At 58.6% G+C, this 17536-nt stretch carries 15 protein-coding genes; 10 read left to right on the top strand and 5 right to left on the bottom strand.

The window, feature by feature from the left end; genetic code table 11:
- Positions 1 to 34 precede the first annotated feature (34 nt).
- The 7 genes from ribF to O3C79_RS00495 all read left to right on the top strand — a co-directional run bounded on the left by ribF (position 35) and on the right by O3C79_RS00495 (position 8196).
- Entirely contained in the window at positions 35 to 973 is a 939-nt protein-coding gene (gene ribF, locus O3C79_RS00525) for a bifunctional riboflavin kinase/FAD synthetase (protein WP_494384446.1), read from the top strand.
- Between the two features lie 23 nt (positions 974 to 996).
- Positions 997 to 3813, top strand: a complete 2817-nt coding sequence (ileS, locus tag O3C79_RS00520; protein WP_417534736.1) for an isoleucine--tRNA ligase — start codon at positions 997 to 999, stop codon at positions 3811 to 3813.
- A complete protein-coding gene (gene lspA / locus O3C79_RS00515) occupies positions 3813 to 4322 on the top strand; it encodes a signal peptidase II (RefSeq protein ID WP_010321675.1) in 510 nt (169 codons plus the stop codon). The genes ileS and lspA overlap by 1 nt, the downstream gene beginning before the upstream one ends.
- Before the next feature lie 12 nt (positions 4323 to 4334).
- A complete protein-coding gene (locus O3C79_RS00510) occupies positions 4335 to 4769 on the top strand; it encodes an FKBP-type peptidyl-prolyl cis-trans isomerase (RefSeq protein ID WP_010321674.1) in 435 nt (144 codons plus the stop codon).
- A gap of 84 nt (positions 4770 to 4853) precedes the next feature.
- The gene (locus O3C79_RS00505) at positions 4854 to 5393 is read left to right on the top strand and encodes a GspH/FimT family pseudopilin (protein WP_494384445.1); all 540 of its coding nucleotides are present in this window, start codon (positions 4854 to 4856) and stop codon (positions 5391 to 5393) included.
- Positions 5394 to 5444: 51 nt separating this feature from the next.
- On the top strand, positions 5445 to 6551 hold the full coding sequence (thiO, locus tag O3C79_RS00500) for a glycine oxidase ThiO (RefSeq protein ID WP_494384444.1): 1107 nt from the start codon (positions 5445 to 5447) through the stop codon (positions 6549 to 6551).
- Between the two features lie 16 nt (positions 6552 to 6567).
- Positions 6568 to 8196, top strand: a complete 1629-nt coding sequence (locus O3C79_RS00495; RefSeq protein WP_494384443.1) for an NAD+ synthase — start codon at positions 6568 to 6570, stop codon at positions 8194 to 8196.
- Positions 8197 to 8273: 77 nt separating this feature from the next.
- Here the strand turns inward: O3C79_RS00495 and O3C79_RS00490 are convergent, their stop codons facing one another.
- The 4 genes from O3C79_RS00490 to O3C79_RS00475 form a co-directional block, all read right to left on the bottom strand.
- Positions 8274 to 9584, bottom strand: a complete 1311-nt coding sequence (locus O3C79_RS00490) for a TRAP transporter large permease (RefSeq protein WP_076464847.1) — start codon at positions 9582 to 9584, stop codon at positions 8274 to 8276.
- Positions 9581 to 10153, bottom strand: a complete 573-nt coding sequence (locus tag O3C79_RS00485; protein ID WP_494384442.1) for a TRAP transporter small permease — start codon at positions 10151 to 10153, stop codon at positions 9581 to 9583. Before O3C79_RS00485 ends, O3C79_RS00490 begins: the two co-directional genes overlap by 4 nt.
- Before the next feature lie 65 nt (positions 10154 to 10218).
- On the bottom strand, positions 10219 to 11238 hold the full coding sequence (dctP, locus tag O3C79_RS00480) for a TRAP transporter substrate-binding protein DctP (protein WP_494384441.1): 1020 nt from the start codon (positions 11236 to 11238) through the stop codon (positions 10219 to 10221).
- Between the two features lie 146 nt (positions 11239 to 11384).
- A complete protein-coding gene (locus O3C79_RS00475; protein WP_494384440.1) occupies positions 11385 to 12305 on the bottom strand; it encodes a LysR family transcriptional regulator in 921 nt (306 codons plus the stop codon).
- Positions 12306 to 12472: 167 nt separating this feature from the next.
- On the opposite strand from O3C79_RS00475, the gene aptA reads away from it, so the two are divergent.
- On the top strand, positions 12473 to 13792 hold the full coding sequence (aptA, locus tag O3C79_RS00470; RefSeq protein WP_494384439.1) for an omega-aminotransferase AptA: 1320 nt from the start codon (positions 12473 to 12475) through the stop codon (positions 13790 to 13792).
- 39 nt (positions 13793 to 13831) lie between these two features.
- A complete protein-coding gene (locus tag O3C79_RS00465; RefSeq protein ID WP_494384438.1) occupies positions 13832 to 15325 on the top strand; it encodes a CoA-acylating methylmalonate-semialdehyde dehydrogenase in 1494 nt (497 codons plus the stop codon).
- A gap of 135 nt (positions 15326 to 15460) precedes the next feature.
- On the opposite strand, the gene O3C79_RS00460 is transcribed toward O3C79_RS00465, so the two are convergent.
- Positions 15461 to 16429: an outer membrane protein assembly factor BamD gene (locus O3C79_RS00460; protein WP_494384437.1), complete on the bottom strand. Its 969-nt coding sequence runs from the start codon at positions 16427 to 16429 to the stop codon at positions 15461 to 15463.
- Positions 16430 to 16561: 132 nt separating this feature from the next.
- On the opposite strand from O3C79_RS00460, the gene rluD reads away from it, so the two are divergent.
- Positions 16562 to 17530 carry a 23S rRNA pseudouridine(1911/1915/1917) synthase RluD gene (rluD, locus tag O3C79_RS00455; protein WP_494384436.1) on the top strand — a complete coding sequence of 323 codons (969 nt, stop codon included), beginning with the start codon at positions 16562 to 16564 and terminating at the stop codon, positions 17528 to 17530.
- The last annotated feature ends 6 nt before the right edge of the window (positions 17531 to 17536 follow it).

The raw sequence follows: 17536 nt of genomic DNA, 5'->3' as shown, positions 1-17536 counted from the left end.
GCAGTCCACATTCTGGCGCTGGTTCAGCAACTGCATGGAACTGATACGAGGCTTACATAATCTGCGTGACCGACACCGTGGCTGCGTAGCGACGATCGGCAACTTCGATGGCGTACACCTGGGCCACCGCAAGGTGTTGGCGCAGGTGAAAGCGAAGGCGGCTGCACTGGGATTGCCCAGTGTTGCAATCATCTTTGAACCCCAGCCAAGGGAGTTCTTCGGTGGTGACAGCGTGCCACCGCGCCTGACGCGTTTTGACGAGAAGGTACGCCTGCTCGCCGCCGAAGGGGTAGATCGTGTCCTGTGCCTGACATTCAATGCCCGCCTGCGCCAGATGTCGGCAGCTGAATTTGTCGATGAGCTGTTGCTGAAAGGCCTGGCGGTGCGGCATTTCGTGGTTGGCGACGACTTCCGTTTTGGTTGTGATCGCAAGGGCGATTTCAACATGCTGATCGAAGCCGGCAAACGCCACGGCTTCAGTGTCGAACATACCGCGACCTTCATGCTGGACGGCGACCGTGTCAGCAGCACCCGGATTCGTCAGGCGCTGCTGAACAAGGACTTTGTCCTGGCCGAGCGTCTGCTGGGCTGGCGTTATGCCGTCACCGGCCGCGTCATGCACGGCCAGAAACTGGGGCGCCAGCTGGGCGTGCCGACCGCCAATGTGCGCATGCACCGTTATCCTTGCCCCCTGCGCGGCGTCTTTGCCGTCCATGCCCTGCTGGGTGGCGAGCGACTTCAAGGTGTGTGTAACGTGGGGATGCGGCCCACGGTAAATGGCCGCCAGCCGGTGCTGGAAGTCCATTTGTTGAATTACAGCGGAGAGGAGATCTATGGCCGCCTGATGCGGGTCGAGTTTCTCCACTTCATCCGGGACGAGCGCGCCTTCGACGGCATCGACGCGCTCAAGACCCAGATCGAAACCGATATTGACCATGTCCGTGCCTGGTTTGACCAGGCGGCTCGAGACTGACTGACCTCAGGAAGCGACCTGTTATGACCGATTACAAAGCCACACTGAACCTGCCGGAAACGGCCTTCCCGATGCGCGGCAACCTGCCCAAGCGTGAGCCGGGCTGGCTGGAGCACTGGGACAAGATCGACCTCTACGGCCAGCTGCGTGCTGAGGGCAAGGGGCGCAAGAGCTTCATCCTGCACGACGGCCCTCCCTACGCCAACGGCAATATTCATATCGGTCATGCGGTTAACAAGGTGATCAAGGACATGATCATCAAGTCCAAGACCCTGAGCGGCTTTGATGCGCCCTACGTGCCGGGCTGGGACTGTCATGGTCTGCCCATCGAGCATAAGGTCGAAACACTGATCGGCAAGGCCGGTGACAAGGTGCCTTACCGTGAATTCCGTCAGAAGTGCCGTGAGTACGCCGCCGAGCAGGTGGCCGGTCAGAAAGCCGACTTCATCCGTCTGGGTATCCAGGGTGACTGGGACAATCCCTACCTGACCATGAACTTCGACACCGAAGCCAACATCGTCCGCGCACTGGGCAAGATCATTGAGAATGGTCACCTGGTGAAGGGCTACAAGCCGGTGTACTGGAGCGTGGTCGGTCAGTCTGCGCTGGCAGAAGCCGAAGTGGAATATCAGGACAAGACCTCCACCGCCATCGACGTGCGTTTCACCTTTGTCGATCAGGACAAGGTACTGGCACTGTTCGACACGGCTGCCGGTGAAGCGCCGGTCTCCGTGGTGATCTGGACCACCACTCCCTGGACCATCCCGGCCAACCAGGCTGTCTCCCTGAATGGCGAGCTGGACTACGCGCTGGTTGAAGCCCACACCGAGCAGGGCGTTGACCGCATGGTGCTGGCCGCTGAAATGGTCGACGACATCATGGCGCGCTGGGGTGTGGACAAGTACGACGTGCTGGCGACCTGCAACGGCAGCGCCCTGGAGCTGCTGCAGCTCAAGCACCCGGTTTACGACAAGCAGGTGCCGCTGATCCTGGGTGATCACGTCACCACCGACGCCGGTACCGGTGCCGTACACACCGCGCCTGATCACGGTATGGAAGACTTTGTGGTGGGTCAGGAATATGGCCTGAGCACCCTGAACCTGGTGCAGGCCAACGGTACCTACACCGATGCGGCGGGTGAATTTGCCGGTGTCCATGTGTACAAGGCTGATGGCCCTGTGTGCGAAGCACTGGAGCGTGAAGGCAAACTGGTTCACCTGAAGCGTTTCCAGCACAGCTACCCGCACTGCTGGCGCACCAAGACTCCGCTGATCTACCGCGCCACGCCGCAGTGGTTCGTGTCCATGGAAGCCAAGGGGCTGAAGAGCTCGGCCATGGATGCCATCAAGGGCGTGCAGTGGTTCCCCGAGTGGGGCCAGAACCGTATCGAGTCCATGGTTGATCAGAGCCCGGACTGGTGTGTTTCCCGTCAGCGTACCTGGGGTGTGCCGATCACCGTGTTCACCCACAAGCAGACCGGTGAACTGCACCCGAATACCGCGGCCCTGATCGAGCAGGTGGCCGAGAAGATCGAAGAGGGCGGCATCGATGCCTGGTTCGAGCTGGATGCTGCCGAACTGCTGGGCGTGGAAGCGGGTGAATACGACAAGGTAACCGATACTCTGGATGTCTGGTTCGACTCCGGTGTCACTCACCACGCCGTTCTGCGTCAGCGTGATGGTCTGAGCTTCCCGGCGGACATGTACCTGGAAGGTTCCGACCAGCACCGCGGCTGGTTCCAGTCCTCGCTGAAGACGTCCATCGCCATCAATGGCTGTGCGCCGTACAAGCAGGTGCTGACCCACGGTTTTACCGTGGACGAGAAGGGCTACAAGATGTCCAAGTCGCTGGGCAACGTAATCGCGCCTCAGGAAGTGACCGACAGCCTGGGTGCCGACATCCTGCGCCTGTGGGTGGCATCGACCGATTACTCTGGCGAAATGGCCGTGTCCAAGCAGATCCTGCAGCGCACAGCCGACAGCTACCGTCGCATCCGCAACACCTCGCGCTTCCTGCTGGCCAACCTGAACGGGTTTGATCCGGCTGAGCACATGGTCGATGCCGCAGACATGCTGGCGCTGGACCGCTGGGCTGTGGATGCAGCGGCACAGTTGCAGAAGAAAGTCGTTGCGGCCTACGACAGCTACCGTTTCCTCGATGTGTACCAGCAGGTTCACCACTTCTGCGTGCAGGAGCTGGGTGGCTTCTACCTGGATATCATCAAGGACCGTCAGTACACCACCAAGCCGGACTCGCTGGCGCGTCGTTCCTGCCAGACCGCACTGTTCCACATCGCTCAGGCGCTGGTGCGCTGGGTTGCCCCGATCCTCAGCTTCACCGCTGAAGAGATCTACGCGGCACTGCCGGGCGAGCACCGTGACTCCATCCTGCTGACCACCTGGTACGAGGATCTGTTCGAGCTGGCTGAAGACGAGCCGTTCGGCAGCGACTTCTGGCAGCGTGTGATGGCGGTGAAAGGCGCGGTCAACAAGTGCCTGGAAGATGCCCGTAACGAAAAGCTGGTGAAAGCCTCCCTGGCTGCCGAAGCCACATTGTATGTGGACGATGATCTGCATGCCGATCTGGCACGTCTGGGCGACGAACTGCGTTTCGTACTGATCACATCGGAAGCCAACCTGAAGCCGCTGTCCGAAGCCGGCGATGCCCGTGCCACCGATGTGGAAGGCCTGAAGGTGGCGGTTGTTGCCTCTGAGCACGCCAAGTGTGGCCGTTGCTGGCACCACCGCGAAGATGTGGGCAGCCACAGCGAGCACGAAGAGCTGTGCGGCCGCTGTGTCACCAATGTGGAAGGTGAGGGCGAACAGCGCGAATTTGCCTGATGACAATCGCCACTTCCCCCACGACTGGAGCCAGCGCCCTGCGCTGGCTCTGGCTGACCCTGGTGGTACTGGTGCTGGACCTGGGAACCAAGTTCCTGGCCGACACCCTGCTGACCTACGCTGACCCGGTGCCCCTGCTGCCGGTATTTGATCTGACCCTGCTCTACAACACCGGTGCTGCCTTCAGCTTCCTGGCCTCGCATGATGGCTGGCAACGCTGGCTGTTTGTCGCCATCGCGGTGGGCATGAGCCTGTTCCTGCTGCACTGGATGTGGCGCACACCCAAGGCGCAGAAAGCTTTGGGAATTGGCCTGGCACTGGTGCTGGGTGGTGCTCTGGGCAACCTGTTTGATCGTACCGTGCATGGGTATGTGGTGGATTTCATCTCCCTGCACTGGGGTGGGTACTACTTCCCGGCATTCAATATTGCGGACAGTGCCATTACCCTTGGCACCCTGTTGCTGCTGCTGGACATGTTCCGGCCCGGTACAGGCTCCTCAAAAGACTAGGTAAACAGATAGATGACAGATGTAGCTATCGGGCCGGGTACGGCCATTACGCTGAACTTTGCGATCAAGCTGGAAGACGGCCAGATCATCGACAGCAACTTCGATGCCGAGCCGGCCCGTTTTGAATTTGGTGATGGCAACATCCCCGAAGGTTTTGAACAGGCATTGCTGGGGCTGAAAACCGGTGAGCATGTTGAACTGACCATCGCACCCGAGCGCGGTTTTGGCATGCACAACCCGAGTAATATCCAGATCATGCCGCGCAGCCAGTTCAAGGATATGGAGCTGGAGCCGGGGCTGGTGGTGTCCTTCCAGGAACCCGGTGGTGAACTCCCCGGCATGATCACCGATTTCAACGACGACAAGGTCACCGTGGATTTCAACCATCCGCTGGCCGGCAAAACCCTGATCTTTGAAGTAGACGTCAAGGCGGTCGAAGCCGCTTGACGGTTGCGTAAAAAATGACCAGTCTCTAAGGGTGAGGTCAAGGAATGACCACTAATCCACCCATTCATGAAACAGGGATGCGTCATGAACGCCTGCTCAGTATCTGCCCCCGCACGACAGCAGGGGCTGAGTCTGGTGGAGCTGATGATTGCCGTGGCCGTACTGGCCATCGTCATCGGTATTGCACCGGGCAGTTTCTCATCGTTACTGCACACCAGCCGCCAAAGCGCTGCCCAGGACGACATCGTTCAGCTGCTGCGATTGGCACGCTCCACCGCCTTGAGCCGTAACCAGCGTGTCACACTTTGCCGTAGCCAGAATGGTACGCAATGCGCCGGCACTCAGCGTTCGGGTCAGGCCGCCTGGAAGGGCGCACTGGCATTTGTTGATCTGGATCAGAACAGACAAGTGGGGATGCAGGAAACAGTGTTTTACGTTGCCACTTTTGCCGAGCCTGTGCACATAATTTGGAACCGGGGTGACTCGATGGTGTATCAGCCGGATGGCTCTGCACTGGGAGGCTCCAACGGGACCTTCACCATTTCCACGACCGGCAGCTCGTATTCACGCCTTGTAGTTGTATCGTTGTTGGGCCGCATTCGTACTGCCTCCGCAGGCAGTTGAGACGCCGGGCTGTGCTGGTGAGTATCTATCTTCAGGCCAAGAGAGGATGAAATGTCTGATTATGTAATCGTAGGTGCTGGCGTCATCGGTTTGATGACGGCACGCTTTCTGGCACAGGATGGCGCCAAGGTTAAACTGATCGAACGCGGTACCAGTGCGCGCGAGGCGTCCTGGGCCGGTGGCGGGATCGTCTCGCCCTTGTACCCCTGGCGCTATCAGGATGCGGTGACCGCACTGGCGCTCTGGTCCCAGAGCAGCTATGTGCACCTGGCGCAGGAGTTGCTGGCCGAAACCGGTTGTGACCCTGAGTTGCGCCAGAAAGGCATGCTGATGCTGGATGTGAAGCCGGAAGAAGAAGCGGTGGCACTGGATTGGGCACGCCGCTACCACCGCCCGCTGACCAAGGTTGGCGCCGACTTTATCTACCGCACCGAGGAACATCTGGCGCCGGGGTTCGAGTCCGCCATCTGGATGCCGGAAGTTGCCAGTATCCGTAACCCGCGTCTGGGTCAGGCATTGCGTGAAAGCGTGCGCAAACACCCCAATATTACCCTGTGTGAAGACAGTGAAGTCACCGGCTTCAGCCTCTTTGGCGAGCGCGTGCTGGGTGTTAAAACTACACGTGGCGAGCATCAGGGTGGTGAAACCATTCTGGCCGGTGGTGCCTGGAGTGGCGAACTGCTGGCGCAGCTGAACCTGGGCCTGCCGGTAGAACCCGTGCGTGGCCAGATGATGGTGTTCAAGGCGGCACCGGGCGTGGTTGACCGCGTAGTGATGCTGGAAGGTCGCTATGTGATTCCGCGCAATGATGGCCGTGTACTGGTGGGCAGTACGCTGGAACATGTCGGTTTCGACAAATCCACCACCGAAGAGGCCAGCCGCAGCCTGTTCGACACCGCTACCCGTATCGTGCCGGAACTGGCTGATTATGAAGTGGAACATCACTGGGCCGGATTGCGCCCGGGCTCTCCGGAAGGTGTCCCCTTTATCGGCGCTGTACCGGGCTGGCAGGGCCTGCATTTGAACACCGGCCACTACCGTAACGGGCTGGTGCTGGCGCCGGCATCGACGCGCTTGATGGCCGATCTGCTGCTGGGGCGTTCACCCGTGGTCGATCCTGATGCATACTCTCCTGCTGGACGTTTAACCGCATGCTGAGAGACGCAGGAGATCAATGAGCACACCGATACGGGTCCTGATGGCCCAGTTGAACCTGCTGGTGGGGGATATCCCCGGTAACACTGGCCGTATTATCGAGACCGCGCTTGAGGCACGGGATCGCCACCAGGCAGATCTCGTGCTTTTCCCCGAGCTGGCCCTGAGCGGTTACCCGCCAGAAGACCTGCTGCTGCGTCCCAGTCTGGAACTGCGTATCGAGCAGGCGCTGGAGCGTATCAAGCAGGAAGTGAGCGGCGTGACGCTGGTGCTGGGTTATCCTCGCTACCGTGATGGCGCGCTCTACAACATGGCCGGCGTGATCCGTGACGGTGAGCTGATCTGCGAATATGCCAAGCAGTGCCTGCCCAACTACCAGGTGTTTGATGAGCAGCGCTACTTTGTCGCCGGCGATCAGCCCTGCGTGTTTGAGCATCTGGGCGCACGTATCGGTCTGAGCATCTGCGAGGATATCTGGCACTCCGCTCCCACCGAGCAACTTGCGGACGCGGGTGTGGATCTGGTGCTGAGCCTGAATGCCTCGCCCTATCATATCGGCAAGGCGACCCAGCGTGTTGAAGTGGTAGCACAGCGTGCCCGGCAGGTGGGTGCACCCGTGGTGTACCTGAACCAGACCGGTGCCCAGGACGAATTGGTCTTTGATGGCAACTCCCTGCTGCTGTCGGCCGAGGGCGAAACCCTGTTCCGTGGTGCCCATTGTGATGAAGGCCTGTATCTGGCCTGCTTCGACCCGGCATCCGGTACGCTGACCTCCGAGCAGCCCAGCATCGAAGAACCCACGGCCGATGCCAGTGTGTATCAGGCGCTGGTGATGGGTGTCCGTGATTATGTGAACAAGAATGGCTTCAAGGGCGTGGTACTGGGCCTGTCCGGCGGTATCGACTCGGCTTTGAGTGTGGCCGTGGCGGTGGATGCGCTGGGCGCTGACCGTGTCGAAGCGGTGATGATGCCGTTCCGTTATACCTCCTCCATGAGTGTGGAAGATGCCGAGGCGGAAGCCCGTGCGCTGGGTATTGCCTACGATGTAATCTCCATCGAACCGCTGTACGACAGCTTCATGCAGCAGCTGCAGGGGCAACTGGCCGGGTACGCACCGGACACCACCGAAGAGAACCTGCAGGCACGCTGCCGTGGCGTGTTGCTGATGGCAATCTCCAACAAGAAGGGCTATCTGGTGCTGACCACCGGCAACAAGAGTGAAATGGCGGTCGGCTATTCCACCCTGTACGGTGACATGGCCGGTGGCTTTGATGTACTCAAGGATATTCCCAAAACTCTGGTGTACCAGCTGTCGCGCTACCGCAATACGCTGTCGCCGGTGATCCCGCAACGGGTCATCGACCGTCCGCCCTCTGCCGAGCTGGCGCCGGATCAGACCGACCAGGATAGCCTGCCGGACTACGATGTGCTGGACCGCATTCTGGAGCTCTACGTAGAGCGCGATTACTCCGCCCAGGCAATCATCGACGAGGGCTTTGAACCCGCCGATGTGAACCGGGTGCTGCGATTGGTCGATATCAACGAGTACAAGCGCCGCCAGGCACCGATAGGCCCGCGTGTGACCCAGCGTGGCTTTGGTCGTGACCGCCGCTATCCGATTACGTCAGGCTGGAAGGCCGGTATCTGACCGCCCGGCGCTTGCCTGCTCTGCAATAAATAAACCCGGCTATTTAGCCGGGTTTTTTGTTATCCAGAACGGTCTCGTTAGAGCGCGGTGTAGTCCATCACCAGTTCCGGCAGCAGCAGGCTGAGCTGGGGTACAAACGTGACCAGCAGCACCATGGGCAGGTGGCCCAGCAACAGGAACTTCAGGGTCGGCTTCAGGTACTGATCCAATGACAGCTTGCTGACACCTCCAGCCATATAGAGCATAGGGGCACAGGGCGGCGAGACATTACCCAGCCCCAGGTTTACACCCACTACAGCGGCAAAATGGATCGGGTCTATACCCAGTTGCTGAATCACCGGCAGGAAAATCACCGCGGCCAGCACACTGCCGGAGATGTCATCGACGATCATGCCGATCAGCAGCAACATGATGTTGATCAGAAAGAGGATGACGTACTTGTTATCGGAGATCTGCAGCAGCGACTCGGCCAGTTCCTTGGGTACCTGCTCCAGAATCATGGTGCGACTCATGATGAACAGGAAAAACAGTACCGCCATAATGGAGCCGGTCATGGTGACCGCCTTGATGGTGGCACTGCCAAAAGTCTTCAGCGTCAGCCCGCGATAGATGAACAGACCAACCGGAATGGCATAGAGCACCGCGATGGCTGCAGCCTCGGTGGGAGTGGCAATACCACTGTAAATGGCGCCCAGAATCAGCAGCGGCATCAGCAGTGCAAAGCCGGCACTGCCAGCGGATTTCATCACGCCTTTGGTGGCGGCGGCCAGCGGCAGAGGGGCATCTACCTTGATCTGGTCGTTGTCCTTTAGGAACCAGAAGTTCAGGCCGCAATACACCAGTGTCAGCAGGATGCCCGGGATGATGGTCGACAGGAACGCCGCACCCACGGAAATGCCACCGGTGATGGAAAATACGATCATCGGAATGCTGGGCGGAATCATCAAGGCCAGTACCGAGGAGCAGGCAACCAGTGCCGTGGCATGCCCGGCCGGGTAGCCTTCTCGAACCATGCGCGGAATCATCACCTGGCCAATGGCCGCAATAGCGGCTGATGAGCTGCCTGAAATGGCGCCGAACAGGGCGCAGGTAAGAACGGTGACGGCACCGAGGCCGCCCTTGATACGGCCGACAATGGAGTTAACGAAGTTCAGCAAGCGCTCCGAAATACCGCCTTCGGCCATCAGGATTCCGGCATAGATAAACAGTGGCAGAGCCAGAAGGGCGAAACCACTGGCGGTTTTAAAACCGTGGGGAATCAGGAAGGAGATGTTGTTATCGGTGAGGAAAGCAAACAGCAGAGCGCCGATGCCAAATGAAAAGGCGACGGGTACTTGGGCCAGCAGCAGCACCACAATCACGGCCATGGCTATCAGAAAAAGAGTCATCCTTTGGGACCTCCCGAGGTTTGGTGGTCCAGATGACGCAATTCACGCCATGTACGAGCAGCCTGAGTCAGGAAACAGATGGTCATCATGCTGAAGCCAACAATCATGCTGGCGCTCCAGAAGCCTTTCGGCCAGCGCAGATAGATACTGCTGCGTCCTTTTTCAATCACGAAAAATGCGTACTTGCAGGCAAAGTAGCCAAAGATTAATGCGGCAATCAGGCAAACGACCAAACTGGCCAGCTCGATCAGCTTAAGCTTCCAGGGATCTTTCACCAGCAGCGAGACGATGCCGCCGGAGATATGTTCACGGGTCAGGCTGGCATAGCCCATCCCCAGAAAATAGACCCAGACGCCCAGCAGGATCGCCAGTTCTTCAATACCGGCAAAGGGTGAGTCCAGGAAGTAACGCATGATGACCTGAGCAAACATCAGGCCCGCCAGCCCGAAGCCGGCCACAAACATGAGGAATTTATAGCTGCTCAGCAGCAGGTGGGTGAAGGTGTTGAGTTTGACCGACACCACCTCCACATCGGCGGATGCCGTCATGGCAGATGAAGATTGTTGCATGGGGGGTAGCCTCCCGAAGAGCACTGGCTGCCACAGGATCGTGGCAGCCTTAACACAGGGACAGATCAGTTGATGGCGGCAATCTTGCGCATCATGTCCATGATGTCGGTTCCGACGACATCTTCCATGTAGGGCCATTCGTTGGCGTAGAGGCTGTCCTTGGCTTTCTGCAGCTGGGTCGGCGTCAGTTCAACGACATCAATACCGTGTTCACGAACCTTGGCCAGGTACTCTTCATCAATGGTGCGGGCCTTGTCCCAGACCACATTCAGTGTGGCATCCGCGGCTGCCCGGATATCCTTGCGCTCCTGCTCCGGCAGATCATCCCACCAGTCCTTGTTGACCAGCCAGAAGGCGTGCTCGAAATAGTCGCGGGTCAGCACGTAGCTTTCCAGTACATCACGCATCTGCCAGATCTCAACTGCAGGACCAAAGGCACGACCGTCGACGGTGCCCAGCTGCAGTGCGGTGTACAGTTCAGAGAACGGCATAGGGACTGCGCTGAAGCCCAGGTTGTTAAAGCGTTCGACGGCGAGCGGGGTCGGCACGACTCGCATTTTGATGCCCTTGGCATCTTCGGGGAAGTTGGTCGGCACCTTGCCGACACCCTTGCGGATGGTAATGGAGCCAAATCCGGCCGGGATAATACCCAGTGACACCAGGTCATTCTCTTCCAGAATCTGGTTGTACACATCGACCATGGGGCCGCCGGGGCCATACACTTCGCGTGCTTTTTCCCAGCTGTCCACAACATACCCCAGCCAGGTCAGGTCAAGACGCGGGTCGAACTCTGAGGCACCATAGGTGATTGTCATCGGAATGGCGCCCTGCATGGTTTGCTCGAACAGGGAGGTCCAGTCACCCAGGTCTCCACCGGGGTGATACTCAACATCATAATCCGGGTTTTGGGCGTCCAGCTCGGTGATAAATTGTTCGGAAGTGGCGTGGAAAATGTGATCGGTATTCATGGCCTGCGCCAGGATGAAGCTGTCATCGGCCTGTGCGTTTGAGGCCAGTGGCAGGCTGACGGCGGCTGCCAGGGTGCAGGATTTAAAAAGCGCGGAAAGCTTGGGCTTGATAGTCATTGTGACCCCCAGTGTTGTTGTTATGTGTGGTCATCACACCCTCTGAAAAGCAGTGCCTGTGCCGAGGGTGTTGAAGCAGTCTGCGGGTCACAATTTGTTAATTAAATTCCTATTTGTTTATTTAAAGATAAGCGTTTGCTTACCTTTTAAGTTGCCTCGGACTGAATGCGGCCCAGGGTGTCCAGATAGGTCTCCAAAACCAGGTTGGGGCGGGCGCCTTTGCGTGAAATGGCGGCGAATGGCGTGATGTAATGCAGGTCTTCAGGGGCCAGGGCACGCATACGTTTCTCACTGACCCAGCGGGCCGCAAAATGCTCGGGCAGAAAGCCGATATAGGCGCCGGTCATGATCAGGAAAGCCACGCCTTCGCGGTCAGTCGCCGTCGCGGTACCGTTGAGCACCTGGTAGTGGCGTTTGATCTCCGCACTCTGCGCATAGGCAGGTACCACGGCGTCCCAATTCGCCAGCTGCTCAATGCTGACATTCGCGCTATGAAACAAGGGGTGCTCATTGCTGCAGTACAGGTATGAGGTTTCGTCGTAGAGCGGCAGGTAGTTCAGGCCTGCCAGTGCGCGATGGTGCGGCACCATGCCCACGTGCAGGCGGCCGTCCAGAACGGCCAGCTCGATCTCGTTGGGTGGACTCATGCGAATATTGATATTCACATCCGGGCCAATCTTCTTCAGATGGGACAGGGCGTGGGTGATATGCATGCGTGGCATGGTCACCAGATTGTCGGTAATGCCGATGTTCAGCTCGCCCTTGAGGTGGGCATGCAGCGAGTTGACCTGGGTTTTGAACTCCTCCAGTGAAGTGAGAAGCTGCAGGGTAAACTCGTATACCTGACGGCCTTCATCGGTCAGTGAAAAGCCGGAACGCCCGCGCTGACACAGCTTGAATCCCATTCGCACTTCCAGATCCGCCATGGCGATACTGATCGCTGCACGGCTGATATTCAGCTCGACCTCGGCGGCAGAAAAACCGCCGGATTCAACCACTGCGCGGAAAATTCTCAGCATGCGCAGGTCCACATCGCTGAGCTGTCCCTTGAACTCCGATCCCTTCATACAGCCACCAAAGTTAAATAAATACTTAATTGAGGGTTAGTGTTTTTAGATTTATTTAACTGATGTTGGGTTGCAAAGTCTACATCCGGTGGCGACAGCCTGATGCTCAGACCCTGTACGACGCCACAGAATAACAATACAGAACCGGATTCGGTCAGGAGTGCCCCATGAGCCAATACACACCGGCGTTTCTCGATGCGCACTGGATGCCTTTCAGTGCCAACCGTGAATTCAAGCAAAACCCACGCATGATCGTTGCTGCCGAAGGCAACTATTACACCGACAGCGAAGGTCGCAAGATTTTTGATGGCCTGTCCGGTCTCTGGACCTGCGGTGCCGGCCATAACCGCCCTGAAATCAGCGAAGCGGTGGCCAAGCAGCTGAACACGCTGGACTACGCGCCGGCCTTTCAGTTCGGGCACCCACTTTCGTTCGAGTTGGCCAACCGCATCAAGGAGCTGACCCCCGAAGGCCTGAACCACGTGTTCTTTACCGGCTCAGGCTCCGAGTCTGCGGATACGTCGCTGAAGATCGCCCGTGCCTATTGGCGCAAGAAAGGCATGCCGACCAAAACCAAGTTGATTGGCCGTGCCAAGGGTTACCACGGTGTTAACTTCGGCGGCATCAGTGTTGGCGGTATCGGCCCCAACCGTTCGCTCTATGGTCAGGCCGTGGATGCGGACCATCTGGGTCATACCCTGAAAGCGGAAAACGCCTTCACCCAGGGCATGCCGGAGCATGGTGCAGATCAGGCTGATGAGCTGCTGGAGCTGATCGCTCTGCATGATGCCTCCAACATCGCTGCTGTGATTGTAGAGCCGATGGCCGGTTCTGCCGGGGTTATTCCGCCGCCCAAAGGTTATCTGCAGCGCCTGCGTGAGATCTGTGATCAGCACCAGATTCTGCTTATTTTTGATGAAGTCATTACCGGTTTCGGGCGAATGGGGTCCTGGACCGGTGCCGAAGAGTTCGGCGTTACCCCGGACATCATGAACGTCGCCAAGCAGCTTACCAACGGCGCGGTGCCCATGGGCGCGGTGATCGTGAAAGACGAACTCTACGACTGCTTTATGGAGCAGGGTGGACCGGAATATATGGTCGAGCTGCCGCATGGCTACACCTACTCCGCCCATCCGGTGGCCTGTGCGGCTGCACTGGCGTCACTGGATCTGCTGGAGCGCGACCAGCTGATTCCGCGGGTGAAACAGATCTCGCCGCTGTTCGCAGAATCGCTACATGCCCTGAAAGGTGCGCCCTGTGTGCAGGATATCCGCAACTACGGCCTGGCGGGCGGCATCACGCTGGAGCATGCACCGGGCGAGCCGGCTCTGCGACCTTACCTGGTGGCGATGAAGATGTGGCAGAAAGGCTTCTATGTCCGCTATGGCGGCGACACTATCCAGCTGGGCCTGCCCTTTACAGTGGAAGCAGACGAGATCGACCGACTGATCAATGCGCTGGGCGACACCCTGCACGAACTGCGCTGATTAACCGACTTTAACGATAAGAAACGACGAGGAAACACCATGACAGCACTGGTTGGACACCTGATTAATGGCGAAGTACGCAGTGACGCGGCGCGTACCCAGGACGTATTCAATCCGGCAACGGGCGCGGCGACCCGCCAGGTTGCCCTGGCCGGCAAGGATACGGTAGAAGAAGCCATTGCCGCCGCTGAAGCCGCCTTTCCGGCCTGGCGCAACACTCCGCCGCTGAAGCGCGCCCGTATCATGTTCCGCTTCAAGGAACTGCTGGAGCAGCACAGCGAAGAGATCTGCCGCATGATCGGTGAAGAGCACGGCAAAATTTCCCATGACGCTGCCGGTGAACTGCAGCGCGGCATCGAGAACGTGGAATATGCCTGTGGTGCTCCGCAGTTGCTGAAAGGTGAACACAGCAAGAACGTGGGCCCGGACATCGATTCCTGGAGTGAATTCCAGCCACTGGGCGTGGTGGCCGGTATCACGCCGTTCAACTTCCCGGCCATGGTGCCGCTGTGGATGTATCCCATGGCGCTGGTGTGCGGTAACTGCTTCGTGCTCAAGCCCTCCGAACGTGATCCGAGCTCGGTACTGTTTATTGCCCAGCTGTTGCAGGAAGCAGGCTTGCCGGATGGAGTGCTGAACGTGGTCAACGGCGACAAGGAAGCGGTGGATACGCTGCTCACCGATGAGCGTATCAAGGCGGTGAGCTTCGTTGGTTCCACCCCGATTGCCGAGTATATCTACAGCACCGCCAACGCCCATGGCAAACGCTGTCAGGCGCTGGGTGGTGCCAAGAACCACGCCATCATCATGCCGGATGCGGATATGGATAACGCGGTGAACCAGTTGCTGGGCGCAGCGTTCGGCTCATCCGGTGAGCGCTGCATGGCACTGTCGGTTGCTGTTGCCGTGGGCGACCAGGCCGCCGACGCTCTGATCGAAAAGATGGAGACGGCCATGCAGGGGCTGAAAGTAGGTGCTTACTCCGACAGCAGCAATGATTTTGGTCCGGTGATTACCGGTGCCCACCGTGACAAGGTGAATGGCTATATCACCAGTGCGGTGGAGCAGGGTGCGACACTGGTGGTGGACGGTCGTAACCCCGAGGTTGCCGGACATGAAGGCGGTTTCTTTGTCGGCGGCACCCTCATCGACCGTGTGACTCCGGAGATGACCAGCTATCAGGAAGAGATCTTCGGCCCTGTGCTGCAGGTGGTGCGTGTAAACAGCATGCAGGAAGCGATGGCGTTGATTGATGATCATGAGTACGGCAACGGCACCTGCATCTTCACCCGAGACGGTGAAGCTGCACGCTACTTCTCCGACAACATCCAGGTGGGCATGGTCGGCATCAATGTGCCGCTGCCGGTCCCGGTGGCCTACCACAGCTTTGGTGGCTGGAAGCGTTCCCTGTTCGGTGATCTGCACGCTTATGGGCCGGATGCCGTGCGCTTTTACACCAAGCGTAAAACCATCACCCAGCGCTGGCCTTCGGCCGGTGTGCGTGAAGGTGCATCCTTCGCCTTTCCCAGCTAAGCCGGCTACTCACTAGCCTTTTTGCCCGGACCTGTCCGGGCTTTTTTATCTCTTATTGGTGCGGTGATAACACCGGCACAATAAAAAAGGGCCTGCAGATGCAGGCCCTTTTCAGTATCAAAATAATGGCGGAGCTTAGCGATCGGTTTTCTGTACCGTCTCGTCTTCGTCGTCAAACACACCGAAGGTCATACGGCTGAACCAGGAACGCTCTTCCTGCTTGCCTTCTTCGGCAGCTTCCGCACGCTGACGGTCGGCCAGCGGAATCGGTCGGGCCGGTTCAGCCGGTGGCTCGCCGCCCAGCAGGCCGAAGGTGGCGGTCTGCAGCAGGGTTGCGCTGCGTTGTTTGAACGGGCGGATCTTGTAGTCCGGGAAGTTCAGCTGCAGTACGTCCAGAGAGTTCTTGGCCAGATCGTCCATGCCCAGTTCGGTGTAGGCTTCTGCCATGATCGCCAGCGCATCGGGCACCGCCGGGGTTTCCTGCAGGTTTTCCACCACATAGCGACCACGGTTGGCTGCCGCCACCCAGGCCTGACGTTTCATGTAGTACGCCGCCACATGCACCTCGTAGGCAGCCAGACGGTTTTTCAGGAACTGCATGCGCTTCTGGGCATCCGGCGCGTATTCGCTGTCCGGGTAGCGGGTCAGCAGGGTGGAGAAGCTTTCAAAGGAATCCAGTGCTGCACCGGGGTCGCGCTGGCTGACATCGATGGGCAGGTACTGGGCAATGAAGGAGCGGTCCTGCTCAAACGCGGTCAGACCTTTCAGGTAGTACGCGTAATCGATGTTGTCGTGGTTCGGGTGCAGACGGATGAAACGGTCGGCCGCGGCACTGGCGGAGGCTGGCTCGTAATTGCGGAAGTAGGCGTAGATCAGCTCCAGCTGCGCCTGCTCGGAATAACGACCGAACGGGTAGCGCGCTTCCAGCAACTGCAGTTTTTCCACAGCCAGGTCGTAATTCTGCGATTCCAGCGCACTCAGCGCCTCTTCGTACAACTCCTGTTCCGGCACATCCGGAGCCACCTTCTCGTCGCCGCCAAACCAGGAGCAGGCGGAAAGCAGGCTAAAGAGCACTAGGGTGGCTAGGACTTTCAAGGGTCGCATGTTAATGATTCCTGATACTGGAGCCGGATTCGGCGTGAGTGGCCTGATTCGGTTATACTGGCCTGAGAATTCCGGTCTATTTAACCATAACCGGAGCCCATGCCCAAACCTCCGCCGACGAAGAAATCACAGATGTCAGAACTGCTAGAACTCGATGTGCACGTCCCGGCCGAGATGTTCGGTATGCGCCTGGATCAGGCCGCTGCCCAGCTCTTTCCGGACTACTCCCGCTCCCGTATCCAGAACTGGATCAAGGACGGAACGCTCAAGGTGAATGGTGAAGCCAAACGCCCACGCGACAAGCTCAATGGTGGCGAAGCGATCAGCGTGCGCACCGAGCTGCCGCGTATCGAGGAGCACGAAGGCGAAGCGATTCCGCTGGATATCGTGCACGAAGATGACGACATTCTGGTGATCAACAAGCCGGCCGGCCTGGTGGTACACCCGGCAGCGGGTCATGACAGCGGCACGCTGATGAACGCACTGCTGCATCACTGCCCGGATATCGATCAGGTACCCCGTGCCGGTATCGTGCACCGTCTGGACAAGGACACCACCGGCTTGATGGTGGTGGCCAAGACCATTGCGGCTCAGACCGAGCTGGTCTCCCAGCTACAGGAGCGCAGTATGGGGCGTGAATACGAGGCGGTGGTGAACGGTGTGATGACCGGTGGCGGCAGCGTCGATGAACCCCTGGGACGCCATTCCAAGAACCGACAGAAAATGGCGGTGGTCGGTCTGGGCAAGGAAGCGGTGACTCATTACCGGGTGCTGGAAAAATTCCGTGCCCACACCCATATTCGTCTCAAACTGGAAACCGGTCGCACCCACCAGATTCGTGTGCACATGGCGCACATCAATTATCCGCTGGTCGGTGACCAGATGTACGGTGGCCGTTTCCGTCTGCCCAAGGGCTGTAGCCCGACGATGCAAAAGGTAATGCGCAACTTCCGCCGTCAGGCACTGCATGCCAAAAAGCTGGAACTCTGGCACCCGGGAACCGGTGAGCTGGTGTCCTGGGAAGTGGATCTGCCTGAAGACATGCAGAAATTGCTGGATGTCTTGAAGAAGGATGCCGCCGAGTACGACTACGAACTATAAAGCCTG

Source organism: Marinobacterium sp. NO-S09, from assembly GCF_059179545.1.
Note: the sequence above shows the minus strand (reverse complement) of the source record. Positions and strands in the feature narration are given on the sequence as shown.

Bases quoted from the DNA above. Each gene is read 5' to 3' on its own strand.
- ileS (WP_417534736.1), top strand. From the start codon at position 997: ATGACCGATTACAAAGCCACACTGAACCTGCCGGAAACGGCCTTCCCG.
- O3C79_RS00465 (WP_494384438.1), top strand. From the start codon at position 13,832: ATGACAGCACTGGTTGGACACCTGATTAATGGCGAAGTACGCAGTGAC.
- O3C79_RS00510 (WP_010321674.1), top strand. From the start codon at position 4,335: ATGACAGATGTAGCTATCGGGCCGGGTACGGCCATTACGCTGAACTTT.
- thiO (WP_494384444.1), top strand. From the start codon at position 5,445: ATGTCTGATTATGTAATCGTAGGTGCTGGCGTCATCGGTTTGATGACG.
- rluD (WP_494384436.1), top strand. From the start codon at position 16,562: ATGTCAGAACTGCTAGAACTCGATGTGCACGTCCCGGCCGAGATGTTC.
- O3C79_RS00505 (WP_494384445.1), top strand. From the start codon at position 4,854: ATGAACGCCTGCTCAGTATCTGCCCCCGCACGACAGCAGGGGCTGAGT.
- O3C79_RS00490 (WP_076464847.1), bottom strand. From the start codon at position 9,584: ATGACTCTTTTTCTGATAGCCATGGCCGTGATTGTGGTGCTGCTGCTG.
- O3C79_RS00460 (WP_494384437.1), bottom strand. From the start codon at position 16,429: ATGCGACCCTTGAAAGTCCTAGCCACCCTAGTGCTCTTTAGCCTGCTT.
- O3C79_RS00495 (WP_494384443.1), top strand. From the start codon at position 6,568: ATGAGCACACCGATACGGGTCCTGATGGCCCAGTTGAACCTGCTGGTG.
- ribF (WP_494384446.1), top strand. From the start codon at position 35: ATGGAACTGATACGAGGCTTACATAATCTGCGTGACCGACACCGTGGC.
- O3C79_RS00485 (WP_494384442.1), bottom strand. From the start codon at position 10,153: ATGCAACAATCTTCATCTGCCATGACGGCATCCGCCGATGTGGAGGTG.
- dctP (WP_494384441.1), bottom strand. From the start codon at position 11,238: ATGACTATCAAGCCCAAGCTTTCCGCGCTTTTTAAATCCTGCACCCTG.
- aptA (WP_494384439.1), top strand. From the start codon at position 12,473: ATGAGCCAATACACACCGGCGTTTCTCGATGCGCACTGGATGCCTTTC.
- lspA (WP_010321675.1), top strand. From the start codon at position 3,813: ATGACAATCGCCACTTCCCCCACGACTGGAGCCAGCGCCCTGCGCTGG.
- O3C79_RS00475 (WP_494384440.1), bottom strand. From the start codon at position 12,305: ATGAAGGGATCGGAGTTCAAGGGACAGCTCAGCGATGTGGACCTGCGC.